Source organism: Micromonospora sp. SH-82, from assembly GCF_051132485.1.
Taxonomy (GTDB): Bacteria; Actinomycetota; Actinomycetes; order Mycobacteriales; family Micromonosporaceae; genus Micromonospora.
In genome coordinates this window covers 356,446-379,538 of the sequence record NZ_CP148049.1, presented here as the reverse complement: position 1 = coordinate 379,538, position 23,093 = coordinate 356,446, and the positions used below count along the sequence as shown (strand labels likewise).

Annotated in this window: 36 protein-coding genes; all 36 read left to right on the top strand. The window is 68.2% G+C overall.

Annotated features, from left to right (window positions below; genetic code table 11):
• Positions 1–25 precede the first annotated feature (25 nt).
• Entirely contained in the window at positions 26–394 is a 369-nt protein-coding gene (locus WHN02_RS01705; protein WP_434741741.1) for a hypothetical protein, read from the top strand.
• 437 nt (positions 395–831) lie between these two features.
• The gene (locus WHN02_RS01700) at positions 832–1,212 is read left to right on the top strand and encodes a hypothetical protein (protein ID WP_434741740.1); all 381 of its coding nucleotides are present in this window, start codon (positions 832–834) and stop codon (positions 1,210–1,212) included.
• Positions 1,213–1,826: 614 nt separating this feature from the next.
• A complete protein-coding gene (rpsL, locus tag WHN02_RS01695; protein WP_007465318.1) occupies positions 1,827–2,201 on the top strand; it encodes a 30S ribosomal protein S12 in 375 nt (124 codons plus the stop codon).
• A gap of 1 nt (position 2,202) precedes the next feature.
• Positions 2,203–2,673, top strand: a complete 471-nt coding sequence (rpsG, locus tag WHN02_RS01690) for a 30S ribosomal protein S7 (protein ID WP_350896425.1) — start codon at positions 2,203–2,205, stop codon at positions 2,671–2,673.
• Positions 2,674–2,748: 75 nt separating this feature from the next.
• Positions 2,749–4,845 (top strand): elongation factor G, encoded by a 2,097-nt coding sequence (fusA, locus tag WHN02_RS01685; protein WP_350896424.1) that lies wholly within the window; start codon positions 2,749–2,751, stop codon positions 4,843–4,845.
• Between the two features lie 224 nt (positions 4,846–5,069).
• On the top strand, positions 5,070–6,263 hold the full coding sequence (gene tuf, locus WHN02_RS01680; RefSeq protein WP_434741739.1) for an elongation factor Tu: 1,194 nt from the start codon (positions 5,070–5,072) through the stop codon (positions 6,261–6,263).
• Between the two features lie 350 nt (positions 6,264–6,613).
• Positions 6,614–6,922: a 30S ribosomal protein S10 gene (gene rpsJ / locus WHN02_RS01675; protein ID WP_007073037.1), complete on the top strand. Its 309-nt coding sequence runs from the start codon at positions 6,614–6,616 to the stop codon at positions 6,920–6,922.
• 11 nt (positions 6,923–6,933) lie between these two features.
• Entirely contained in the window at positions 6,934–7,599 is a 666-nt protein-coding gene (gene rplC, locus WHN02_RS01670; RefSeq protein ID WP_434741738.1) for a 50S ribosomal protein L3, read from the top strand.
• Entirely contained in the window at positions 7,596–8,246 is a 651-nt protein-coding gene (gene rplD / locus WHN02_RS01665) for a 50S ribosomal protein L4 (protein ID WP_434741737.1), read from the top strand. The genes rplC and rplD overlap by 4 nt, the downstream gene beginning before the upstream one ends.
• Positions 8,243–8,545, top strand: a complete 303-nt coding sequence (gene rplW / locus WHN02_RS01660; protein ID WP_350896420.1) for a 50S ribosomal protein L23 — start codon at positions 8,243–8,245, stop codon at positions 8,543–8,545. The genes rplD and rplW overlap by 4 nt, the downstream gene beginning before the upstream one ends.
• A 12-nt stretch (positions 8,546–8,557) precedes the next feature.
• A complete protein-coding gene (gene rplB, locus WHN02_RS01655; RefSeq protein WP_434741736.1) occupies positions 8,558–9,397 on the top strand; it encodes a 50S ribosomal protein L2 in 840 nt (279 codons plus the stop codon).
• Positions 9,398–9,409: 12 nt separating this feature from the next.
• On the top strand, positions 9,410–9,691 hold the full coding sequence (gene rpsS / locus WHN02_RS01650) for a 30S ribosomal protein S19 (protein WP_350896418.1): 282 nt from the start codon (positions 9,410–9,412) through the stop codon (positions 9,689–9,691).
• A 40-nt stretch (positions 9,692–9,731) separates the two neighbouring features.
• Complete coding sequence (rplV, locus tag WHN02_RS01645) at positions 9,732–10,190, top strand: 50S ribosomal protein L22 (RefSeq protein ID WP_434741735.1); 459 nt, start codon at positions 9,732–9,734, stop codon at positions 10,188–10,190.
• Positions 10,190–11,056, top strand: a complete 867-nt coding sequence (gene rpsC / locus WHN02_RS01640; RefSeq protein WP_434741734.1) for a 30S ribosomal protein S3 — start codon at positions 10,190–10,192, stop codon at positions 11,054–11,056. The genes rplV and rpsC overlap by 1 nt, the downstream gene beginning before the upstream one ends.
• A gap of 3 nt (positions 11,057–11,059) precedes the next feature.
• Complete coding sequence (rplP, locus tag WHN02_RS01635; RefSeq protein ID WP_350896415.1) at positions 11,060–11,485, top strand: 50S ribosomal protein L16; 426 nt, start codon at positions 11,060–11,062, stop codon at positions 11,483–11,485.
• Positions 11,485–11,721 (top strand): 50S ribosomal protein L29, encoded by a 237-nt coding sequence (gene rpmC / locus WHN02_RS01630; protein WP_350896414.1) that lies wholly within the window; start codon positions 11,485–11,487, stop codon positions 11,719–11,721. The genes rplP and rpmC overlap by 1 nt, the downstream gene beginning before the upstream one ends.
• On the top strand, positions 11,718–12,002 hold the full coding sequence (rpsQ, locus tag WHN02_RS01625; protein WP_434741733.1) for a 30S ribosomal protein S17: 285 nt from the start codon (positions 11,718–11,720) through the stop codon (positions 12,000–12,002). Before rpmC ends, rpsQ begins: the two co-directional genes overlap by 4 nt.
• Positions 12,003–12,099: 97 nt before the next feature.
• Positions 12,100–12,468: a 50S ribosomal protein L14 gene (gene rplN, locus WHN02_RS01620; protein ID WP_007465279.1), complete on the top strand. Its 369-nt coding sequence runs from the start codon at positions 12,100–12,102 to the stop codon at positions 12,466–12,468.
• Positions 12,465–12,785: a 50S ribosomal protein L24 gene (rplX, locus tag WHN02_RS01615; protein WP_350896412.1), complete on the top strand. Its 321-nt coding sequence runs from the start codon at positions 12,465–12,467 to the stop codon at positions 12,783–12,785. The genes rplN and rplX overlap by 4 nt, the downstream gene beginning before the upstream one ends.
• Positions 12,785–13,354: a 50S ribosomal protein L5 gene (gene rplE / locus WHN02_RS01610; protein ID WP_350896411.1), complete on the top strand. Its 570-nt coding sequence runs from the start codon at positions 12,785–12,787 to the stop codon at positions 13,352–13,354. Before rplX ends, rplE begins: the two co-directional genes overlap by 1 nt.
• Before the next feature lies 1 nt (position 13,355).
• Entirely contained in the window at positions 13,356–13,541 is a 186-nt protein-coding gene (locus WHN02_RS01605; RefSeq protein ID WP_007073023.1) for a type Z 30S ribosomal protein S14, read from the top strand.
• A gap of 115 nt (positions 13,542–13,656) precedes the next feature.
• The gene (rpsH, locus tag WHN02_RS01600) at positions 13,657–14,064 is read left to right on the top strand and encodes a 30S ribosomal protein S8 (protein WP_350896410.1); all 408 of its coding nucleotides are present in this window, start codon (positions 13,657–13,659) and stop codon (positions 14,062–14,064) included.
• A 16-nt stretch (positions 14,065–14,080) separates the two neighbouring features.
• On the top strand, positions 14,081–14,623 hold the full coding sequence (gene rplF / locus WHN02_RS01595; RefSeq protein WP_350896409.1) for a 50S ribosomal protein L6: 543 nt from the start codon (positions 14,081–14,083) through the stop codon (positions 14,621–14,623).
• On the top strand, positions 14,620–15,009 hold the full coding sequence (gene rplR, locus WHN02_RS01590) for a 50S ribosomal protein L18 (RefSeq protein WP_434741732.1): 390 nt from the start codon (positions 14,620–14,622) through the stop codon (positions 15,007–15,009). Before rplF ends, rplR begins: the two co-directional genes overlap by 4 nt.
• Before the next feature lie 34 nt (positions 15,010–15,043).
• Positions 15,044–15,658: a 30S ribosomal protein S5 gene (rpsE, locus tag WHN02_RS01585; protein WP_067359624.1), complete on the top strand. Its 615-nt coding sequence runs from the start codon at positions 15,044–15,046 to the stop codon at positions 15,656–15,658.
• Positions 15,658–15,840, top strand: a complete 183-nt coding sequence (rpmD, locus tag WHN02_RS01580) for a 50S ribosomal protein L30 (protein WP_326551337.1) — start codon at positions 15,658–15,660, stop codon at positions 15,838–15,840. The genes rpsE and rpmD overlap by 1 nt, the downstream gene beginning before the upstream one ends.
• Positions 15,840–16,283: a 50S ribosomal protein L15 gene (rplO, locus tag WHN02_RS01575; RefSeq protein ID WP_350896408.1), complete on the top strand. Its 444-nt coding sequence runs from the start codon at positions 15,840–15,842 to the stop codon at positions 16,281–16,283. The genes rpmD and rplO overlap by 1 nt, the downstream gene beginning before the upstream one ends.
• A 235-nt stretch (positions 16,284–16,518) precedes the next feature.
• Positions 16,519–17,847 (top strand): preprotein translocase subunit SecY, encoded by a 1,329-nt coding sequence (gene secY / locus WHN02_RS01570; protein ID WP_350896407.1) that lies wholly within the window; start codon positions 16,519–16,521, stop codon positions 17,845–17,847.
• Complete coding sequence (locus WHN02_RS01565) at positions 17,848–18,501, top strand: adenylate kinase (RefSeq protein WP_350896406.1); 654 nt, start codon at positions 17,848–17,850, stop codon at positions 18,499–18,501.
• Between the two features lie 128 nt (positions 18,502–18,629).
• Positions 18,630–19,481 carry a type I methionyl aminopeptidase gene (gene map / locus WHN02_RS01560; protein WP_434741731.1) on the top strand — a complete coding sequence of 284 codons (852 nt, stop codon included), beginning with the start codon at positions 18,630–18,632 and terminating at the stop codon, positions 19,479–19,481.
• A 213-nt stretch (positions 19,482–19,694) separates the two neighbouring features.
• Positions 19,695–20,522 (top strand): DUF1707 SHOCT-like domain-containing protein, encoded by an 828-nt coding sequence (locus WHN02_RS01555; protein WP_434741730.1) that lies wholly within the window; start codon positions 19,695–19,697, stop codon positions 20,520–20,522.
• A 242-nt stretch (positions 20,523–20,764) separates the two neighbouring features.
• Positions 20,765–20,986, top strand: coding sequence for a translation initiation factor IF-1 (gene infA, locus WHN02_RS01550; protein WP_007073013.1), 222 nt, complete (start codon positions 20,765–20,767; stop codon positions 20,984–20,986).
• A 95-nt stretch (positions 20,987–21,081) separates the two neighbouring features.
• Positions 21,082–21,195, top strand: coding sequence for a 50S ribosomal protein L36 (rpmJ, locus tag WHN02_RS01545; RefSeq protein ID WP_012184307.1), 114 nt, complete (start codon positions 21,082–21,084; stop codon positions 21,193–21,195).
• 260 nt (positions 21,196–21,455) lie between these two features.
• Entirely contained in the window at positions 21,456–21,836 is a 381-nt protein-coding gene (gene rpsM, locus WHN02_RS01540) for a 30S ribosomal protein S13 (protein ID WP_350895647.1), read from the top strand.
• 116 nt (positions 21,837–21,952) lie between these two features.
• Positions 21,953–22,360, top strand: a complete 408-nt coding sequence (rpsK, locus tag WHN02_RS01535; RefSeq protein WP_007073011.1) for a 30S ribosomal protein S11 — start codon at positions 21,953–21,955, stop codon at positions 22,358–22,360.
• A 14-nt stretch (positions 22,361–22,374) separates the two neighbouring features.
• Entirely contained in the window at positions 22,375–23,001 is a 627-nt protein-coding gene (gene rpsD / locus WHN02_RS01530) for a 30S ribosomal protein S4 (RefSeq protein ID WP_350895646.1), read from the top strand.
• Positions 23,002–23,093: the final 92 nt, after the last annotated feature.

The following is a 23,093-nucleotide window of genomic DNA, read 5'->3' as shown; positions in this document are numbered from 1 at the left end:
CCGACCGGCGGGGCATGATGGGGACATGACGATCGCAGCCGGGCAGGTGCCCATCGGGTACCAACCGCCGCGTCACCCGCTCGACCCGGAGCCGGTCCGCTCGACGAAGGCCCGGGCGGTCTTCGCCCTGGGGCTGGTGGCGGCGTGCACCGGGCTGTTCGTCGGTGGTGTGGTACCGGCCACGGTGGCGCTGCTGCTCGCCCGGCAGGCCCGCCGGGAGGCGTACGCCTCGGGGGGTTTCCTGACCGGTGCGGCCTGGCTGCGCCGGGGAGAGCGGCTGGCCTGGACCGGTCTGGTGCTCTTCGCGGCCTGCCTGGTGGTGCTCCTGATCGCCGGTGTGGTGGGGCTGGCCCAGGCGCCGGTCGGCCAGGACTTCGACTCGAACGTCGACTGACCCCCGGGACGGGGGAGCCGGCCGGCGGGTGACGATCACCCGCCGGGGCCGGACGTCCGCCCCTGCGGCGGTAGCCTGACCGGGTGACCGCCGGTGGGCGGGGCACTCTGCGACAGGAGGACCGCGTGACGGAACCGGCGTGGCCGTCGGAGGCCGGACGGGGAGGACCGCCTCAGGGGGCACCCGAGATGCCGTCGGCTCATCCGACGACGGGTCCGCCACCACCGCCGTCCCCGGCCTCCGGTGGTGGGTGGCCGCCACCGTGGAACCAGACGCCGGAGGGCGGGTGGTCGCCGCCGCCGTCCCAGTCGCCCGGGGGCGGGTGGTCGCCGTACCCTGCGGCACCGGTGTCCCACCCGGGATGGGGCCCGGGACCCGGTTGGGGAGCACCGTCTGTCCCTCCACCTCCAGCGGACGCGCTCAGTCGCCCGGCCCGGGTGGACGCGGTGCCGGGTACCCCCTTCGGGGTGGTGCACCTCGACGTCGCGCCGGTGACCTCCGGTCTGGCTATCGGTTCGCTCGTCGCCGGGGTCGCCTCGATCCTGGTGTCGATGCTGGTCGGCTGCCTGGGGATCGCCGCGGGCGAACTCTCCGGGGCCTGGGCGGCCGGGGCTTTCACCGCGTTGGGGGTGCTGACCGGGGCGGGTGCGATCGTCGCCGGTCTGTCCGCCCTCCGCCAGATCCGCCGGCCGTCGACCCCGCCCGCAGTGCGGTTCACCGGCCGCGGGCTGGCCATCGCCGGGATCAGTTGCGGCGGGGTGGGCGCGGTGTGCACCCTCCTGGGGTTGGCTCTCGGACTCCTGGTGACGTACGTCTGACCGCCTCGGGTGGGTCCGGGGCGGGGACCGGCCGGTCCGGGGCGGAGTGCGGCCGACGACGACGGCCGGTCGGAGGGCTCCGGCGGTACGGCCGACGCCGGCAGCCGGTCGGAGGGCTCCGGTGGTGCCGGCGAGGCGGCTCTCGGGGGCGCTGAGTCGTTTCCGGTTCGAGCGGCTACACTTGCGTTCATAGGTGCCCATCGCGGGTGGGCAGGCGAGACGGTTGGTCGACGATCGGATCGAGCCCTTGGCCGAATGCGGCCGGGGGGCCGGTTCCGTTTTGACCTGTGCGCCTGTGGTAGGTACTCTTTCCCCTTGTGCCCGGGCTTGCCCGGGCAACTCGTGCGTGCGCTGAACCGGTGACTCGGTGATCGTGTAGCGACACGGCAAGCCACATATCCGGCTGGTGGCGGTTGCGTCCCGGTCGACAAGACGATTCGGTGGGCGGCGGAAGCGGCGTCACCGGAACCGCGGGAAGGTCGACACGCCCGACCGCGGGTGCCGGGACCCCCGACAAGGGGACCTGGTCGGAAGGTAGGAGAGCTGTCCAGCAGGGCGGCTAACGAGCAGACGGCGCGGCCGCGACAGGCGGCCGAAGGGAGCGGAGAAACCCGGTGCCCACCATTCAGCAGCTGGTCCGTAAGGGCCGCCAGGCCAAGACGACCAAGACCAAGACGCCCGCACTGAAGGGAAGCCCGCAGCGGCGAGGCGTCTGCACGCGGGTCTACACCACCACCCCGAAGAAGCCGAACTCGGCGCTGCGCAAGGTCGCTCGTGTCAAGCTCAGCAGCCAGATCGAGGTGACCGCCTACATCCCCGGCGTCGGTCACAACCTGCAGGAGCACTCCATCGTGCTCGTGCGTGGTGGCCGGGTGAAGGACCTCCCCGGCGTGCGGTACAAGATCGTCCGCGGTTCGCTCGACACCCAGGGTGTCCGTAACCGCAAGCAGGCGCGCAGCCGTTACGGCGCGAAGAAGGAGAAGAGCTGACATGCCGCGTAAGGGACCCGCTCCGCGGAAGCCGCTGGTCGCTGACCCGGTGTACAACTCGCCGCTGGTCACCCAGCTGGTGAACAAGATCCTGATGCGCGGTAAGCGTCAGCTCGCCGAGCGCATCGTGTACGCCGCCCTGGAGGGTTGCCGCGAGAAGTCCGGCACCGACCCGGTCGTCACCCTGAAGCGGGCGATGGACAACGTCAAGCCGACCCTCGAGGTGCGCAGCCGCCGGGTCGGTGGCGCCACCTACCAGGTCCCGGTCGAGGTCCGCCCCGCCCGGGCGACCACCCTGGGCCTGCGTTGGCTGGTCAGCTACAGCCGGGCCCGTCGGGAGAAGACGATCGTCGAGCGGCTCATGAACGAGCTGCTGGACGCCAGCAACGGTCTGGGCGCTGCGGTCAAGCGGCGCGAGGACACTCACAAGATGGCGGAGTCCAACAAGGCCTTCGCGCACTACCGCTGGTAACACACTGGTTCCGGCGCCCACCCGGCGCCGGAACCGCAGCCAGTTGTGTCGGGACGACGATAAGTAGGGATTGAAGTGGCCGCCGCAGACGCGCTCGCCAACGTACGCAACATCGGCATCATGGCGCACATCGATGCCGGTAAGACCACGACCACTGAGCGGATCCTGTTCTACACCGGCATCACGTACAAGATCGGTGAGGTCCACGAGGGCGCCGCCGTCATGGACTGGATGGAGCAGGAGCAGGAGCGGGGGATCACGATCACCTCCGCCGCCACCAAGTGTGAGTGGAAGGGCCACACGATCCAGATCATCGACACGCCCGGCCACGTCGACTTCACGGTCGAGGTCGAGCGGTCGCTGCGGGTCCTCGACGGTGCTGTCGCCGTCTACGACGGGGTCGCCGGTGTCGAGCCCCAGACGGAGAACGTCTGGCGTCAGGCCGACAAGTACGACGTTCCGCGGATGTGCTTCGTCAACAAGCTCGACCGCACCGGTGCCGACTTCTTCCGCTGCGTGCAGATGATGATCGACCGGCTCAACGCGACTCCGCTGGTCCTCCAGATCCCGATCGGGCTCGAGGGCGACCACATCGGCGTCGTCGACCTGATCGGCATGCGTGCCCTCACCTGGCGTGGCGAGACCCAGAAGGGCGAGGACTACGCGGTCGAGGAGATCCCGGCCGAGCTGGCCGACTCCGCCGCCGAGTGGCGCGAGAAGCTGATGGAGACCCTGGCCGACGTCGACGACGCGGTCATGGAGAAGTACCTGGAGGGCGAGGAGATCTCCGCCGAGGAGATCAAGGCCGCCATCCGGCGGGCCACCATCGCCAGCAAGGCCAACCCGGTGCTCTGTGGCTCGGCGTTCAAGAACAAGGGCGTGCAGCCCATGCTCGACGCCGTCATCGACTTCCTGCCGTCGCCGCTGGACATCCCGGCGATCGAGGGTACGGCGACCGACGGCGAGACGCCGCTGCTGCGTAAGCCCTCGCCCTCGGAGCCCTTCTCCGGCCTGGCCTTCAAGATCCAGACCGACAAGCACCTCGGTAAGCTCACCTACGTCCGGGTCTACTCCGGCGTGGTCGAGACCGGGTCCCAGGTGGTCAACTCCACCAAGGACCGCAAGGAGCGGGTCGGCAAGATCTACCAGATGCACGCCAACAAGCGTGAGGAGCGCGGCTCCGCCAAGGCCGGCGACATCATCGCGGTGCAGGGTCTGAAGCAGACCACCACCGGTGACACCCTCTGCGACTCGGCGAACCCGGTCATCCTGGAGTCGATGACCTTCCCGGAGCCGGTCATCGAGGTGGCGATCGAGCCCAAGACCAAGGCCGACCAGGAGAAGCTCAGCACCGCCATCCAGCGGCTCGCCGAGGAGGACCCGACCTTCCGCGTGAAGCTGGACGACCAGACCGGTCAGACGGTCATCTCCGGCATGGGCGAACTGCACCTGGACATCCTGGTCGACCGGATGCGCCGCGAGTTCAACGTCGAGGCGAACATCGGCAAGCCGCAGGTGGCGTACCGCGAGACCATCCGCCGCAAGGTGGAGAAGGTCGAGTACACCCACAAGAAGCAGACCGGTGGTTCCGGCCAGTACGCCCGGGTGATCATCAGCCTGGAGCCGCTGCCGCTGGGCAACGACGCGCCGACCTACGAGTTCGCCAACGCCGTGACCGGTGGCCGTATCCCCCGGGAGTTCATCCCGTCGGTGGACGCCGGTGCGCAGGACGCCATGCAGTACGGCATCCTGGCCGGCTTCCCCCTGGTGGGTGTCAAGCTGACCCTGCTCGACGGTCAGTACCACGAGGTCGACTCGTCCGAGATGGCATTCAAGATCGCCGGCTCGATGGTGATGAAGGACGCGGCCCGCAAGGCCGATCCCGCGCTGCTCGAGCCGATGATGGCCGTTGAGGTCACCACTCCCGAGGAGAACATGGGTGACGTCATCGGTGACCTGAACTCCCGCCGTGGCATCATCCAGGCGATGGAGGAGCGCAGCGGCGCCCGTGTCGTCCGGGCCCTGGTGCCGTTGTCGGAGATGTTCGGCTACGTCGGCGACCTGCGGTCGAAGACCCAGGGCCGGGCTAGCTACAGCATGCAGTTCGACTCCTACGCGGAGGTTCCGCAGAGCGTCGCGAAGGAGATCATCGCCAAGGCCACGGGTGAGTGACGCTCAACCGGGCATGATCTGATGAGCCGTCGGTGGTCGTGGGTGGTTACCCGCGTCCGCGACCACCGCGGTCGGATTGCGTGAGACCGGGCCTGTAGGCTTCATCGCCGCAGAACCCACCAAAGCTCTCCGGTCACCAAGGCCGGAAAGGCTGTCGACAGAGTCCTGAAACGCCACACGGCGGGCCGGGCGTACGAACCAAGAAAGTCCACAGGAGGACACCAGTGGCGAAGGCGAAGTTCGAGCGGACTAAGCCGCACGTCAACATCGGCACCATTGGTCACATCGACCACGGTAAGACGACGCTGACGGCGGCCATCACCAAGGTCCTGCACGACCAGTACCCCGACCTCAACCCGTACACGCCGTTCGACGAGATCGACAAGGCGCCGGAGGAGAAGGCCCGGGGCATCACGATCTCGATCGCGCACGTCGAGTACCAGACCGAGGCGCGGCACTACGCGCACGTCGACTGCCCCGGGCACGCCGACTACATCAAGAACATGATCACCGGTGCCGCGCAGATGGACGGCGCGATCCTGGTGGTGGCGGCGACCGACGGCCCGATGCCGCAGACCCGCGAGCACGTGCTGCTGGCCCGTCAGGTCGGTGTGCCGTACATCGTCGTGGCGCTCAACAAGAGCGACATGGTCGACGACGAGGAGCTCCTGGAGCTCGTCGAGCTCGAGGTCCGTGAGCTGCTCTCGGCTCAGGACTACCCGGGTGACGACCTGCCGGTCGTCCAGGTCTCCGCGCTGAAGGCCCTCGAGGGCGACCCGGCCTGGACCGAGAAGCTGCTCGAGCTGATGAGCGCGGTGGACACCGCGATCCCGCAGCCCGAGCGCGAGACCGAGAAGCCGTTCCTCATGCCCGTCGAGGACGTCTTCACCATCACCGGTCGTGGCACCGTGGTCACCGGTCGCGTCGAGCGTGGCGTGCTGCTCCCGAACGAGGACGTCGAGGTCGTCGGCATCCGCGAGAAGGGCTTCAAGACCAAGGTCACCGCGATCGAGATGTTCCGGAAGACCCTGGACGACGCTCGCGCAGGCGAGAACGTCGGTCTGCTGCTCCGCGGCACCAAGCGCGAGGACGTCGAGCGCGGCATGGTGGTCGTCAAGCCGGGCACCACGACCCCGCACACGGAGTTCGAGGCGACCGTCTACATCCTCTCCAAGGAGGAGGGTGGACGGCACACCCCGTTCTTCCAGAACTACCGTCCGCAGTTCTACTTCCGCACCACTGACGTCACCGGCGTCGTCACGCTGCCCGAGGGCACCGAGATGGTCATGCCGGGTGACAACACCTCCATGGCGGTGAAGCTGATCCAGCCCATCGCCATGGAGGAGAACCTCAAGTTCGCGATCCGCGAGGGTGGCCGCACCGTCGGCGCCGGGTTCGTCACCAAGATCGTCAAGTGAGCTAGGTAACCCCGATTAGCGTTGCCGTCGAGCGTGCGGCATACTAGTCAGGTTGCGTAACGACGGTTCGCCGTTCGAGTTCGGTTTGTGTTGAATCGCCGGACGGAAGAACAGTCGGGCGTAGGGTGGTTGACGGCCATGCCGTCAACCACCCTCGCACGGCGTTCAGGTCGCGGTAGTGCGATCGGCGCCTTGACCCATACGCGGGTCGGGATCGCTCCGAAGCCTCGGGGCGGAGCCCGGTCACCGGGCGCGACACGCCCGACCGCGGGGGTCGGCGAAGAGGGTTCGTGCCAGCCGGCACGGGCACCCGCGACACAGCGGCATCGAGAGAAGGAACAGAAGCCACCATGGCGGGACAGAAGATCCGCATCCGGCTCAAGGCCTATGACCACGAGGTCGTCGACTCCTCGGCTCGGAAGATCGTCGAGACGGTGACGCGTACCGGGGCGCAGGTCGCTGGCCCGGTGCCGCTGCCCACGGAAATCAACCGTTTCTGCGTCATCCGCTCGCCGCACAAGTACAAGGACTCGCGCGAGCACTTCGAGATGCGTACGCACAAGCGGCTGATCGACATCATCGACCCGACCCCGAAGACGGTCGACTCGCTCATGCGCCTCGACCTGCCGGCTGGCGTCGACATCGAGATCAAGCTGTAGGGACCGGACAAATGGACAGGGAAGTTAAGGGGATCCTGGGCGCAAAGCTCGGCATGACCCAGGTCTGGGACAACAACCGAGTTGTCCCGGTGACCGTGGTTCAGGCCGGTCCCTGCGTCATCAGCCAGATCCGTGACGCCGAGAAGGACGGTTACTCCGCGGTCCAGTTGGCGTACGGAGCGATCGACCCGCGCAAGGTCAAGAAGCCGGTCAGCGGGCACTACGCCAAGGCGGACGTCGCGCCGCGCCGGCACATCGTCGAGCTGCGCACCAGCACCGCCGCCGACTACTCGCTCGGCCAGGAGGTCACGGTCGAGGAGTTCCCGGCCGGCCTCTCGATCGACGTGACCGGCCGGACCAAGGGCAAGGGCTACGCCGGACCGATGAAGCGTCACGGCTTCCACGGTCTGCGGGCCAGCCACGGTGTCCAGCGCAAGCACCGCTCGCCGGGCTCCATCGGCGCGTGTGCCACGCCGGGCCGGGTCTTCAAGGGCACCCGGATGGCCGGTCGGATGGGTGGCGTTCGTTTCACCGTCCAGAACCTGACCGTCCAGGCGGTCGACACCGAGAACAACCTCCTGCTCGTCCGCGGGGCCATCCCGGGCCCGAAGGGCGCGCTGGTGCTGGTCCGTACCGCGGCCAAGACCAAGGCGAAGAAGGGTGGTGCTGGCAAGTGACCACCGTCGACGTCCTGACCGTCGAAGGCGGCAAGAGCGGCTCCGTCGAGCTGCCGGCCGACATCTTCGACGTCCAGGCGAACGTCGCGCTGATGCACCAGGTCGTGGTGGGTCAGCTCGCGGCGGCACGCCAGGGCACGCACAAGACCAAGACCCGCGGCGAGGTCGCCGGTGGCGGCAAGAAGCCGTACAAGCAGAAGGGCACCGGTCGTGCCCGGCAGGGCTCGATCCGCGCGCCGCAGTTCGCCGGCGGTGGCGTGGTCCACGGCCCGGTGCCGCGCGACTACAGCCAGCGGACCCCGAAGAAGATGAAGGCCGCCGCGCTCCGCGGTGCCCTCTCCGACCGGGCCCGCGCCGGACGGGTGCACGTCGTGGAGGCCTTCCTCTCCGGCGACAAGCCTTCGACCAAGGCGGCACTGGCCACCCTGGAGAAGCTGACCACGGCCAAGCGCGTACTGGTCGTTCTGACCAGCACCGACGAGTTGAACTGGCTGTCCCTGCGCAACGAGTCGCGGGTGCACCTCATCGAGGCCGGTCAGCTCAACACGTACGACGTGCTGGTGGCTGACGACGTGGTCTTCACCAAGGACGCCCTGGACGAGTTCCTCGGGGTGCCCGCCGAGACCACCGAGGAGGGTGGCAAGTGAGCACGATCGCCGACCCGCGCGACATCATCGTGGCGCCGGTCGTCTCGGAGAAGAGCTACAGCGAGCTGAACCGCAACTGGTACACCTTCCTGGTGCACCCGGACGCCAACAAGACCGCGATCAAGATCGCTATCCAGCAGATCTTCAACGTCCGCGTCCTGACGGTCAACACGCTCAACCGCGAGGGCAAGCGCAAGCGGACCCGTACGGGTTTCGGCCAGCGCAAGGCCACCAAGCGGGCGATCGTGAAGCTGGCTGACGGTGACCGTATCGAGGCCTTCGGCGGCCCGGTCAGCTGAGGGGTGTAGACAATGGCTATCCGTAAGTACAAGCCGACGACGCCGGGCCGCCGTGGCTCCAGCGTCGCCGACTTCGCCGAGATCACCCGGTCCACGCCGGAGAAGTCGCTGCTGGTTCCGCTGCCGAAGAAGGGTGGACGTAACGTCCACGGCCGGATCACGGCGCGGCACCAGGGTGGTGGCCACAAGCGCCAGTACCGTCTGATCGACTTCAAGCGGGTCGACAAGGACGGCGTGCCGGCGAAGGTCGCCCACATCGAGTACGACCCGAACCGCACCTCGCGGATCGCGCTGCTGCACTACGCCGACGGCGAGAAGCGGTACATTCTCGCGCCGAAGGACCTCAAGCAGGGCGACATCGTCGAGTCGGGCCCGGGCGCGGACATCAAGCCGGGCAACAACCTGGCGCTGCGCAACATCCCGGTCGGTAGCACCGTGCACGCGGTGGAGCTGCGGCCCGGCGGTGGGGCGAAGCTGGCCCGTTCGGCCGGCACCGGCATCCAGCTGCTCGGCCGTGAGGGCGCGTACGCGACCCTGCGGATGCCCTCCGGTGAGATCCGGCGGGTCGACGTGCGCTGCCGGGCCAGCATCGGCGAGATCGGCAACGCCGACCAGTCGAACATCAACTGGGGCAAGGCCGGCCGGATGCGGTGGAAGGGCAAGCGCCCGACCGTCCGTGGTGTCGCCATGAACCCGGTCGACCACCCGCACGGTGGTGGTGAGGGTAAGACCTCCGGTGGTCGCCACCCGGTGAACCCGCAGGGTAAGCCCGAGGGCCGCACCCGTCGCAAGGGCCAGCCGAGTGACCGGCTGATCGTCCGCCGTCGCTACGCCACGCGTAAGCGCGGCTGAGGGAGATAGAAGATGCCTCGCAGCCTGAAGAAGGGCCCGTTCGTCGACGACCACCTGTACAAGAAGGTGGTGGTGCAGAACGAAAAGGGCACGAAGAACGTGATCAAGACCTGGTCGCGGCGCTCGATGATCATCCCGGACATGCTCGGGCACACGATCGCGGTGCACGACGGTCGCAAGCACGTGCCGGTGTTCGTGACCGAGGCGATGGTCGGGCACAAGCTCGGCGAGTTCGCGCTGACCCGTACGTTCAAGGGTCACGAGAAGGACGACCGGAAGAGCCGTCGGCGCTGAAGCCGCGGGCATACGGATAGAGGATCAAGGGGTTACAGCGATGCCAGGAAAGGGCGACGCTCCGGTGCTTCCGGGCGCGCGGGCGGTTGCGCGGTACGTGCGCATCTCGCCGATGAAGGCGCGCCGGGTGGTCAACCTCGTCCGCGGCCTGCCCGCGAAGGAGGCGCTCACGGTGCTGCAGTTCGCGCCGCAGGCTGCGAGCGAGCAGGTGTACAAGGTGCTCGCGAGCGCGATCGCCAACGCGGAGAACAACGAGCGGCTGGACCCCGATGCGCTGCTCGTGAGCGAGGCGTTCGTCGACGAGGGCCCGACCATGAAGCGGTTCCAGCCTCGGGCGCAGGGCCGGGCGTACCGGATCCGGAAGCGGACCTGTCACATCACCGTGGCGGTCGAGGCGGTCGCACCGGCCGCTCCGAAGAAGTCCGCGGCGAAGAAGGCCACTCCGGCGAAGCCGGCCGAGGCCGCCGAGACGGAGAGCAAGACGGAGGGCGCCGAGTAATGGGTCAGAAGGTTCACCCGCACGGGTTCCGGCTCGGCATCTCGACCGACTGGAAGTCCCGCTGGTTCGCGGACAAGCTCTACAAGGACTACATCGGCGAGGACGTGAAGATCCGCCGGATGATGTCCAGTGGGCTGGAGCGGGCCGGCATCTCCAAGGTCGACATCGAGCGGACCCGGGACCGGGTCCGGGTCGACATTCACACCGCCCGGCCGGGCATCGTCATCGGCCGTAAGGGTGCGGAGGCCGACAAGATCCGCGGCAAGCTGGAGAAGCTCACCGGCAAGCAGGTGCAGCTGAACATCATCGAGGTGAAGAACCCCGAGTCGGATGCGCAGCTGGTCGCCCAGGGCGTCGCCGAGCAGCTCTCCAGCCGGGTCAGCTTCCGTCGTGCGATGCGTAAGGCCATGCAGTCGGCCATGAAGAACCCGGTCTGCAAGGGCATCCGGGTGCAGGTCTCGGGTCGACTCGGCGGTGCCGAGATGAGCCGGACCGAGTTCTACCGCGAGGGTCGGGTTCCGCTGCACACGCTGCGGGCCAACATCGAGTACGGCTTCTTCGAGGCCCGTACCACCTTCGGCCGGATCGGTGTGAAGGTCTGGATCTACAAGGGTGACGCGGTGCCGGGTCGGGAGACTCCGGCCGAGGCTCCGTCGCGCCCGCGCCGTGAGCGCGGTGACCGCCCCGAGCGGCCGCGCCGTGGTCGTTCCGGCTCCTCCGGTACGACCCCCGGCGGCACCGACGCCGGCCGGGCTGCCGCGACCACCGTCGCGCAGCAGGCCGAGACGCCGAGCGGCGAGCCGGTCGACAGCTCCGCTGTCGCCTCGGCCGTTTCGACTCCGGCAGAAACGCAGCAGGAGGGCTGACAGATGCTGATGCCGCGCAAGCCCCCGAAGGGCTTCCGCAAGCCGCACCACCCGGACCGCAGTGGAATGTCCAAGGGTGGTAACCGGGTGGTGTTCGGCGAGTTCGGGATCCAGGCTCTCGAGCCGGCGTACGTGACCAACCGTCAGATCGAGTCGGCGCGTATCGCGATGACCCGTCACATCAAGCGTGGCGGCAAGGTCTGGATCTCGGTCTTCCCGGACCAGGCCCTCACCAAGAAGCCTGCCGAGACCCGGATGGGTTCCGGTAAGGGTTCGCCGGAGTGGTGGGTCGCGAACGTGAAGCCGGGGCGGATCCTGTTCGAGATGTCCTTCCCCAACGAGCAGGTGGCCCGCGAGGCGATGCGTCGCGCGATCCACAAGCTCCCGATGAAGTGCCGGATTGTGACGCGCGAAGTGGGTGAATCCTGATGGCAGCGGGCGTTAAGGCCTCCGAGCTGCGTGAGCTCTCCGAGGAGGAGCTGGTCACGAAGCTGCGGGAGGCCAAGGCGGAGCTGTTCAACCTCCGCGTGCAGGCCGCAACCGGGCAGCTGGACAACAACCGGCGGCTGCAGGTCATCCGTCGGGAGATCGCCCGGATCTACACGATCATGCGTGAGCGTGAGCTGGGGCTCTCGGCTGCGCCGAGTGAGGTGACTGCATCATGAGCGAGACCGAGAACACCGCCACGGCGCCCGTACGGGCCCGCCGGAAGGTCCGTGAGGGCCTGGTGGTCAGCGACAAGATGGACAAGACCGTCGTCGTCGAGGTCGAGGACCGGGTCAAGCACGCGCTGTACGGCAAGATCATGCGCCGGACCAGCAAGCTGAAGGTGCACGACGAGCAGAACAGCGCCGGCATCGGCGACCGGGTTCTGATCATGGAGACCCGGCCGCTGTCCGCCACCAAGCGCTGGCGGCTCGTGGAGATCCTGGAAAAGGCCAAGTAGCGAAGGCTCGATCTCGCCCGGCGTCGGCCGGGCGCAGGTTCCGCCAGGCTCCGGCCGCGGTTGCGGCTGCGAGAACCGGCAGACATAGGAGATAGACGTGATTCAGCAGGAGTCGCGACTGCGCGTCGCCGACAACACGGGTGCCCGGGAGATCCTGTGCATCCGGGTTCTCGGTGGCTCCGGTCGGCGCTACGCGAGCATCGGCGACGTCATCGTGGCCACCGTGAAGGACGCGATCCCGGGCGCCGGTGTGAAGAAGGGCGACGTGGTCAAGGCCGTCGTCGTCCGCACCGCGAAGGAGAGGCGGCGGCCGGACGGCTCGTACATCCGCTTCGACGAGAACGCCGCCGTCATCATCAAGGACGGTGGTGACCCGCGCGGCACCCGTATCTTCGGCCCGGTGGGTCGGGAGCTGCGGGACAAGCGGTTCATGAAGATCATTTCCCTCGCGCCGGAGGTGTTGTGACCGTGAAGGTCAAGAAGGGCGACACGGTCGTCGTCATCGCCGGCAAGGACAAGGGTGCCAAGGGCAAGGTCATCGTGGCCTACCCGCGGCAGGACAAGGTCCTGGTCGAGGGCGTGAACCGGGTCAAGAAGCACACCCGCGTCAGCACCACTCAGCGCGGCGCGAAGACCGGTGGCATCGTCACCCAGGAGGCCCCGATCCACATCTCCAACGTGATGGTGCTGGACTCCGACGGTAAGCCGACCCGGGTCGGTTACCGGATCGACGACAACGGCCAGAAGGTCCGCATCGCGCGTAGCACCGGTAAGGACCTGTGATGACCACGGCGACCGAAACGAAGACCATGCCGCGCCTCAAGGAGCGGTACCGCAACGAGATCGCGGCGCAGCTGCAGGAGCAGCACAACTTCGGCAACCCCATGCAGGTGCCGCGGTTGGTCAAGATCGTCGTCAACATGGGTGTGGGCGAGGCCGCCCGGGACGCCAAATTGATCGACGGCGCGGTGCGTGACCTGACCACCATCACCGGTCAGAAGCCGCAGGTGCGGCGGGCGACGAAGTCGATCGCGCAGTTCAAGCTCCGCGAGGGCATGCCGATCGGCGCGAAGGTGACCCTTCGCGGCGACCGGATGTGGGAGTTCCTGGACCGGCTGCTGTCGATCGCCCTGCCGCGTATCCGCGACTTCCGCGGTCTCGACGGGCGCAAGCTCGACGGGCACGGCAACTACACGTTCGGCCTGACCGAGCAGTCGGTGTTCCACGAGATCGACCAGGACCGGATCGATCGGCAGCGGGGCATGGACATCACGGTGGTCACCACCGCCAAGACCGACGACGAGGGCCGGGCGCTGCTCAAGCTCCTGGGCTTCCCGTTCAAGGAGAACTGAGATGGCCAAGAAGGCGCTGATCCTCAAGGCGGCCGCGAAGCCGAAGTTCTCGGTTCGCGCTTACACCCGCTGCCAGCGGTGCGGGCGCCCGAAGGCGGTCTACCGTAAGTTCGGTCTCTGCCGGGTGTGCATCCGGGAGATGGCCCACCGCGGTGAGCTGCCGGGCGTGTCCAAGGCTTCCTGGTAAGGGCGACGGCGCTCCGGCTCGTGCCGGGGCCCCCGCACCGATCATGTATTGCTCTTCGCCGTAGGCCCGGGGCGGACCGCCCCGGGAACCCCGGCGAGAAAGGCTGACGAAATCCATGACGATGACCGACCCGATCGCAGACATGCTCACGCGTCTGCGTAACGCCAACCAGGCGTACCACGACCGGGTGACGATGCCGTACTCCAAGATCAAGGCGAACATCGCCGAGGTCCTGAAGGCCGAGGGCTACATCGCCACCTGGTCGGTCGAGGAGCCCGAGGAGGGCGCCGTCGGCAAGCGACTGGTCGTCGAGCTGAAGTACGGCCAGAACCGGGAGCGGAGCCTGGCCGGCATCAAGCGCGTCTCCAAGCCCGGTCTGCGGGTGTACGCCAAGACCGACGGGCTCCCGCGGGTGCTCGGTGGCCTGGGCGTGGCGATCATTTCGACGTCCCAGGGACTGCTGACCGACCGGCAGGCCCGCAAGCGGAGCGTTGGCGGGGAAGTCCTCGCCTTCGTCTGGTAACGGGAGACAGGTAGAAATGTCGCGTATTGGACGTAAGTCGATCCCGGTACCCGCCGGCGTCGACGTCACCATCGACGGGCAGACCGTCAGGGTCAAGGGCCCGAAGGGCGAGCTGAGCCACACCGTCGTCGAGCCGATCACGGTCGAGCGGGGCGAGGACGGCGAGCTGGTCGTCAAGCGGCCCAACGACGAGCGCAAGGCCAAGGAGCGGCACGGCCTCAGCCGTACCCTGCTCTTCAACCTGATCGAGGGCTCGACCAAGGGCTACCGCAAGAGCCTGGAGATCGCCGGTACCGGTTACCGGGTCACCGCCAAGGGCAAGGACCTCGAGTTCGCGCTCGGGTTCTCCCACCCGGTTCTGGTGCGGGCTCCCGAGGGCATCACCTTCACGGTGGAGAAGCCGACGCTGTTCCACGTGGACGGCATCGACAAGCAGTTGGTCGGCGAGGTCGCCGCCAACATCCGGAAGATCCGCCCCCCGGAGCCGTACAAGGGCAAGGGTGTGAAGTACCAGGGCGAGGTCATCCGCCGCAAGGCCGGAAAGGCAGGTAAGAAGTGAGCGCCACGCTGCTCAAGCGCCGCCGCGGCGTCGCCGCCAAGCGCGCCGTCGGTCGGGCGCGCCGGCACTTCCGGGTCCGCAAGAACATCAGCGGCACCGCCGAGCGTCCCCGCCTGGTGGTCACCCGGTCGCTGCGCCACATCGTGGCCCAGATCGTGGACGACACCAAGGGTCACACCCTGGCGTCGGCCTCGACCCTGGACGCCTCCGTGCGTGGCGGCGAGGGCGACAAGAGCGCTCTGGCCGGCAAGGTCGGTGCGCTGCTCGCCGAGCGGGCGAAGGCCGCCGGCGTCTCGAAGGTCGTCTTCGACCGCGGTGGCAGTCGGTACGCGGGGCGGGTAGCTGCTCTGGCCGACGCCGCTCGCGAAGCCGGGCTCGAGTTCTAAGAAACCCCGTCACGAGAGAGAAGGAAGGCTGCTGATGCCAGGTCAACAGCGCCGTGGCGGCGGGTCCGGTGGCAACGAGGGTGGTCGCCGCGACAACCGCCGTGAGGGCGGCCGCGGAAACGCGCCCGTCGAGAAGACCCCGCACCTCGAGCGGGTCGTCGCGATCAACCGCGTCGCCAAGGTCGTGAAGGGTGGTCGTCGCTTCAGCTTCACCGCCCTGGTGATCGTGGGCGACGGCGACGGCACCGTCGGCGTGGGGTACGGAAAGGCCAAGGAGGTGCCCGCGGCGATCGCCAAGGGCGTCGAGGAGGCCAAGAAGCACTTCTTCAAGGTGCCCCGGATCGGTGCCTCGATCCCGCACCCGGTGCAGGGCGAGGACGCCGCCGGTGTGGTGCTGCTCAAGCCGGCCTCGGCCGGTACGGGCGTCATCGCCGGTGGCCCGGTGCGCGCGGTGCTGGAGTGCGCGGGCATCCACGACGTGCTCTCCAAGAGCCTCGGCTCGTCGAACCCGATCAACATCGTGCACGCCACGGTGGCGGCGCTGAAGGGGCTCGAGTCCCCGGAGGCCGTCGCGGCCCGTCGTGGCCTGCCGGTCGAGGACGTAGCGCCGGCGGCCATGCTCGCGTCGCGGGCGGGGGTGGCGTCCTGATGGCGCGCCTGAAGGTCACCCAGGTCCGGTCCGGGATCGGGACCAAGCACAACCAGCGTGAGTCGCTGCGTTCGCTCGGTCTCAAGCGGATCAACGACGTGGTGGTCAAGGAGGACCGGCCGGAGATCCGCGGCATGATCTTCACGGTCAACCACCTCGTGAAGGTCGAGGAGGTCGAGTAATGACGATCAAGGTCCACCACCTGCGCCCGGCGCCGGGGTCCAAGACCGCCAAGACCCGGGTGGGTCGTGGTGAGGGCTCCAAGGGCAAGACCGCCGGTCGCGGTACCAAGGGTTCCAAGGCCCGCAAGAACATCTCGGCGGCGTTCGAGGGTGGGCAGATGCCCATCCACATGCGCCTGCCGAAGATGAAGGGCTTCAAGAACAAGTTCAAGGTGGTCTTCCAGGTGATCAACCTGGACCGGCTCGCCGAACTGTTCCCCAACGGCGGCGAGGTCGGCCCGGTCGAGCTGATCGAGTCCGGCGCGGTCCGCAAGGGTCACCCGGTCAAGGTGCTCGGCACCGGTGACCTCGGTGGAGTGGCGCTCCAGGTGTCGGCGCACGCGTTCAGCGCGTCGGCCAAGGAGAAGATCACCGCCGCCGGTGGCACTGTCACCGAGCTGTAGGACATATCAACACCATGGCGCCCGCCCGGTTGTTCGCAACTGGCGGGCGCCATGGTGCACCCGGGAGATGTGTGCCAGGTAACATCGGAATTGATTTATGTAGCCAGGCACACCTGCCCACAAGCGGACAGGACTGTTAGAGTCCTGTCCCAGCTACGGATATCGGGCGTGTGCCCGGCACCCACCCCGCCCCGCCAGGGTTCACCGGCGGCCCGCCTCGCGCAGGAGGAAGAAGTTGCTGTCCGCCTTTCTCAGTGCGTTCCGTACGCCTGACCTGCGCAAGAAGCTGCTGTTCACAGTAGGCATCATCGCGGTCTACCGTCTCGGTGCCACTTTGCCCAGCCCCGGCGTCTCGTACGGCAACGTGCAGCGCTGTCTGGATGCGTTGGAGGGCGGTTCGGCAGGTGTGCTGAACCTGCTCAACCTCTTCTCCGGCGGCGCGTTGTTGCAGCTCTCGGTCTTCGCGCTGGGCATCATGCCCTACATCACCGCGTCGATCATCCTGCAACTCCTGACCGTGGTGATCCCCCGGCTCGAGCAGCTCCGCAAGGAGGGGCAGGCCGGCCAGGCGAAGATCACCCAGTACACCCGCTACCTCACCCTCGGCCTGGGCGTGCTCCAGGCCTCGGCGTTCGTGGCGCTGGCCCGCTCCGGGCAGCTCTTCAACAACCAGTGCGACCAGTGGCCGATCATTCCGCGGGACACCGGTATCCCGGACTGGCTGACCCTGACGATCCTGGTCATGACGATGACCGCCGGTACCGGCGTGGTCATGTGGCTGGGTGAGCTGATCACCGACCGGGGCGTCGGCAACGGCATGTCCGTGCTGATCTTCACCTCGATCGCGGCCCGCCTCCCCAGCGAGGGTTGGCAGATCAAGCAGTCCAAGGGCTGGGGGATGTTCTTCCTGGTGATCGCCCTGGTTCTGGTGGTCATCTGCGCCGTCACCTTCATCGAGCAGGCGCAGCGCCGGATCCCGGTGCAGTACGCCAAGCGGATGATCGGCCGGCGGATGTACGGCGGCACCTCGACCTACATCCCGTTGAAGGTCAACCAGGCGGGTGTCATCCCGGTCATCTTCGGCTCCTCGCTGCTGTACCTCCCGCAGCTGGGCCTGCAGTTCTTCGACCAGAACGACCCGGGCAAGACCCAGGCGTGGATCCAGAACAACCTGGTCAACCCGACCAGCCCGATCTACATCGCGGTCTTCTTCCTGCTGATCATCTTCTTCACGTACTTCTACGTCTCGATCACGTTCAACCCGACCGAGGTCGCAGACAACATGAAGAAGTACGGCGGCTTCGTGCCGGGGATCCGTCCCGGCAAGCCGACCGCCGACTACCTCGATTTCATCCTCAGCCGGATCACCCTGCCGGGCTCTCTCTACCTGGCGGTCATCTCGATCCTGCCGAGCTTCTTCTTCATCTGGTTGGACAGCGAGCAGTACGTCAACTTCCCGTTCGGCGGTACCGCTGTGCTCATCATGGTCGGCGTCGGTCTGGAGACCGTGAAGCAGATCGAGAGCCAACTGATGCAGCGGAACTACGAAGGGTTCCTGCGGTAGATGCGACTCGTTCTGGTTGGCCCGCCGGGCGCGGGCAAAGGCACACAGGCAGAGTTCATCGCCGCGCACCTCTCGGTGCCGAAGATCTCCACCGGGGACATCTTCCGGGCCAACGTCACCCAGGGCACGCCCCTGGGGGTCGAGGCCAAGCGGTACATGGACGCGGGCAAGCTGGTTCCGGACGAGGTGACCATCAACATGGTCCGGGACCGGCTCGCCGAGGCGGACGCCGCCGAGGGATTCCTCCTCGACGGCTTCCCCCGGACCACCCCGCAGGCTGCCGCCCTGGACAAGCTCCTCGCCGACCTCGGCACCGCCCTGGACCTGGTCCTGGAGTTGGTGGTCGACGACGACGAGGTGATCCGACGGCTCTCCGGCCGGCGTACCTGCCGGGGCTGCGGCAAGATCTGGCACGTCGAGTTCGACGCCACGCTCCGGGACGGCATCTGCGACAGGTGCGGTGCCGAACTGTTCCAGCGTGACGACGACAAGCCGGAGACCATCGCCGCCCGACTGCGGGAGTACGCCGAGAAGACCGCCCCGTTGGTGGACTACTACGGCGCTCAGGGCAAGCTGGTGGGCATCGACGCCACCGGCCCGGTCGAGGACGTCACGGTCCGGGCGATCGACGCCCTGCGCTCGTACGGCGGCTGATTCACCGCCCGGGTGCTCCGGCTGCCGGTGACCGCCGGCGTGGTTAGAGTGCGAGGCACGGGTACGCGTTCGCGTACCCGTGCCCTGCGGTGTGTGCACCCGAATCGCCGACGGAAGGTGAATGCGTCATGCGTCGTCCCCAGCTGGACATCCAGCTGAAGACCCCCGAGCAGGTCGAGAAGATGCGGGCCGCCGGACTGGTGGTCGCCGAGGCCCTGCGCCGGATGCGGGAGGCGGTGGCCCCCGGGGTCAGCACCGCCGACCTGGACGCGATCGCGGAGTCCACCATCCGTGAGGCGGGCGGCCAGCCCTCGTTCAAGGGCTACCACGGGTTCCCGGGCTCGATCTGCTCCTCGGTCAACGAGCAGATCGTGCACGCCATCCCCTCCCCGAAGCAGGTGCTCGCCGAGGGAGACCTGATCTCCATCGACTGCGGTGCGGTGCTCGACGGTTGGCACGGCGACGCGGCCATCACCGTCGGGGTCGGCGAGGTGGACCCGGCGCTGCTGCGGATGGCCGAGGTGGCCGAGGACGCCATGTGGGCCGGGATCGCCGCCGCCGCGCGGGGCGCGGCCAGCGGCAAGGGACGCCTCACCGACATCTCCCACGCGGTGGAGAAGGCCGTCCGCAAGGGCGGGCGGTACGGCATCGTCGACGGGTACGGCGGCCACGGCATCGGTACCGAGATGCACCAGGACCCGCACGTGCTCAACCACGGGCGGCCGGGCAAGGGACCCCGTCTGGTGCCCGGGATGGCGCTGGCCATCGAACCGATGATCACCATGGGGTCGCCCAGGACGGCGGAGCTGGCCGACGGGTGGACGGTGGTGACCCGGGACCGGTCCTTCGCGGCCCACGTCGAGCACTCGATGGCGTTGTTGCCCGACGGGGTCTGGGTGCTGACGGCCTTCGACGGCGGCCGGACCCGACTCGGCGACCTGGTGACCGAGCGACAGCCCGCCGACTCCCCGGCCACCTGACGCCGCGTCTGGCGGCCGAGGGGCAACTCGCCGACTCCCCGGGCCACCTGACGCCGTCAGGCCGTCCGGCTGACGGGCTCCTGGAGGGCGTACCGCGGCCCTTGACCGCCCGGCGACCACCTTGCGGGGTGGCACCGGCGGTCGAGGTCGTAGGCGGCGGCCGGGGGTGACGTCGTGAGCGGGGGTTGGCGGGTTGATGGCATGCTTGGCGCCATGGACCAACGCGACGGGATGCGGGCGGCCGACGCGGACCGCGAGGTAGTGGCCGGGCGGTTGCGGGCGGCGCTCGACGAGGGCCGGCTGGACCTGCACGAATACGACGAGCGGTTGCAACGCACCTTCACCGCGCGCACCTACGGCGAGTTGGACGCGATCCTGACGGACCTGCCGGTGACCAAGGTTCCCCGACCGGCGGGGTACGCCGCCGCGGAGGTCGCCGCTCCGACGCCGAGTGACCCGGCGGCGGTGGCGCAGCCGGCGCCGACCAGGTCGGCGACGCTGCGCTGGCTGGCCGACACCTGGGAGGGGTACCTGACGACCGTCGCCGTCACCACGGCGGTCTGGGGCATGATCAGCCTACTGAGCGGCGAGCTGCTCTACTTCTGGCCGGGCTGGGTGGCCGGGCCGTGGGGGGCGGTGCTGATGGTGAGCACCGTGATCGGGCTCTCGAAGGGTGAGCCGGAACGGTGGGCCGCCAAGGAGGAGCAGAAGCGCCTGCGTAAGGCGGAGAAGCGGGCCCGTAAGCGGGAGGCCAAGGCCGCCGAGCAGGGGCTGACTGCTGATCCGGGCGGGGGCGCGACCTTCCTCGGCGGGGGAGTCGGCAGTGCCCCGGCCTCCGGGCCGCAGACCTTCCCGGTCCCGCCGGCCCGTTCCGCCGGCGGGGACGGGGTGACACCGCAGGTGTGGTCCGCCGAGCGGCAGAACCCGCCCCAGACGACCGGGTCGGCCCAGCAGGGCGGTCAGGCGGCCCAGCCGGCGGGGGAGGAGCTGCGGGAGTCGAATCCTCGGCGCCGTTCCTCCGAGGGTGGAATTTCCGCCTGATCCGAGGTTCTTCGCCCGAATCGGTGACCTACGGGGTGGCCGGTTTGGCGACCGCCGGTCGACCGGCGTAGACTTTCGGATCGGCGCACAGCGTCCACTCCGGCATGCCCACCCGCGCTTCGGTGGGGCCGGAGCCGCGGCTGGCCGGGCTTGCAGTTCGCGATCCTCCTGGATCGTGACCTCGGGTCCGTGTAAGGCGTTGTGAGCCGTCCGGAGCAACCGACGTCAGGACAGCGGAGGACATGCCGAAAAAAGACGGAGCCATCGAGATCGAGGGTCGGGTCATCGAGCCCCTGCCGAACGCAATGTTCCGGGTGGAGCTCGCGAACGGCCACAAGGTGCTGGCTCACATCAGCGGCAAGATGCGGCAGCACTACATCCGCATCCTGCCGGAGGACCGGGTCGTCGTCGAACTCTCGCCGTACGACTTGACTCGCGGGCGCATCGTCTACCGCTACAAGTAACCGAACCTGACGGCGGGCCGGGAAGTCCCGTGTCCGTCTTCGACGTCCGGGCGCGTGAAGACGCGGCTCCGGGCCAGATGGGAAGTAAGGCAACCGTGAAGGTCAAGCCGAGCGTCAAGAGGATCTGCAACAAGTGCCGGGTGATCCGTCGGCACGGTCGGGTCATGGTCATCTGCACCGACCCGCGCCACAAGCAGCGCCAGGGTTGATCAGCCTGACCGGTCGGTGACGTCCGGTCGAGATCTTTCCGGGCCGTAGATCCTGCCAACATCACCAGCTCGTTCCAGCTCCGGGCGGTGCGCAGTGCGTACCTGCTCGTGGTTGACCCCCGGTCGGAGGCCGGGGCCCGCTCGGGCAACGACCGATCCCGGTCGCCGGTGCGTCACGCACCGGAAAGACGGGACGGACGGTAGCGGGGTGGGACGGGTCCACACCTCCGCCAGAACATCACAGAGGAGCAAGCCCGCACATGGCACGTCTAGTCGGCGTCGACCTCCCCCGCGAGAAGCGGATGGAGATCGCGCTCACCTACATCTTCGGCGTGGGTCGGACCCGCGCCCAGGAGACGCTCGCCGCCACCGGCATCTCGCCGGACAAGCGCGCCCGGGACCTCACGGACGAGGAGCTGGTCCAGCTCCGCGACCACATCGAGGGCAACTACAAGGTTGAAGGCGACCTGCGCCGCGAGGTCGCCGCCGACATCCGCCGCAAGGTCGAGATCGGCTGCTACGCCGGTATCCGGCACCGCCGGGGTCTGCCCGTGCGTGGGCAGCGGACCCGTACGAACGCCCGGACCCGGAAGGGCCCGAAGCGGACCGTCGCCGGCAAGAAGAAGCCCGGCAAGAAGTAGGGCCCAGCCGGAATTCTGGTCACTCGCTGTCGAGGCACCCCGCAACGGGGGCCAGGTGATCGACAGGGCGGGCAGCCGGAAGCCGATCGAGAACCAACACAGGAGCGCATACACACATGCCACCGAAGGCTCGTGCCGGAGCCGCCGTCAAGAAGGTCCGGCGCAAGGAACGCAAGAACGTCGCCCACGGGCAGGCGCATATCAAGAGCACCTTCAACAACACCATCGTGTCCATCACGGACCCGACCGGTGCCGTCATCTCCTGGGCCTCCGCCGGCCAGGTCGGCTTCAAGGGGTCCCGCAAGTCGACCCCGTTCGCCGCGCAGCTGGCCGCCGAGGCCGCCGCTCGCCGGGCGATGGAGCACGGCATGCGCAAGGTCGACGTTTTCGTCAAGGGCCCCGGCTCCGGCCGGGAGACCGCGATCCGTTCGCTGCAGGCCGTCGGGCTGGAGGTCGGGCAGATCTCCGACGTCACGCCGCAGCCGCACAACGGGTGCCGTCCGCCGAAGCGTCGCCGGGTCTGAGAGGTTAGAGAGAGATGGCTCGTTATACCGGTGCTGACTGCCGCCGTTGCCGGCGGGAGAAGATGAAGCTGTTCCTCAAGGGCAGCAAGTGCGATGGTCCGAAGTGCCCGTTCGAGTCCCGGCCGTTCCCGCCCGGGCAGCACGGCCGAGGACGTACCAAGGAGACGGAGTACCTGCTCCAGCTCCGTGAGAAGCAGAAGGCCCGCCGCATCTACGGCGTGCTGGAGAAGCAGTTCCACGGTTACTACGTGGAGGCCGTGGCGAAGCAGGCCAAGACCGGTGAGGTCCTCCTGCAGATCCTCGAGTCGCGGCTCGACAACGTGGTGTACCGGGCCGGCTTCGGCAAGTCGCGGGACATGGCTCGCCAGCTGGTCAAGCACGGTCACCTCACGGTGAACGGCAAGAAGGTCGACATCCCGTCGTACCGGGTCAAGGAGCACGACATCATCGAGGTTCGGGGCAAGAGCAAGGAGCTCACCCCGTTCATCGTGGCGCAGGCCGAGGCCGGTTCGCGGACCGTCCCCGCCTGGCTCGAGGTGATCCCGAGCAACATGAAGATCCTCGTGCACTCCCTCCCGGCCCGGCAGGTCATCGACACGCAGGTCCAGGAGCAGCTGATCGTCGAGCTCTACTCCAAGTAGGCATCGACTCGTCGCGGTGGCCCGTCCCTGGGGGCGGGCCACCGGAGACATTCACCTGAGCGTCATATGGCGGGCGCTCCGGAAGAGAAGAG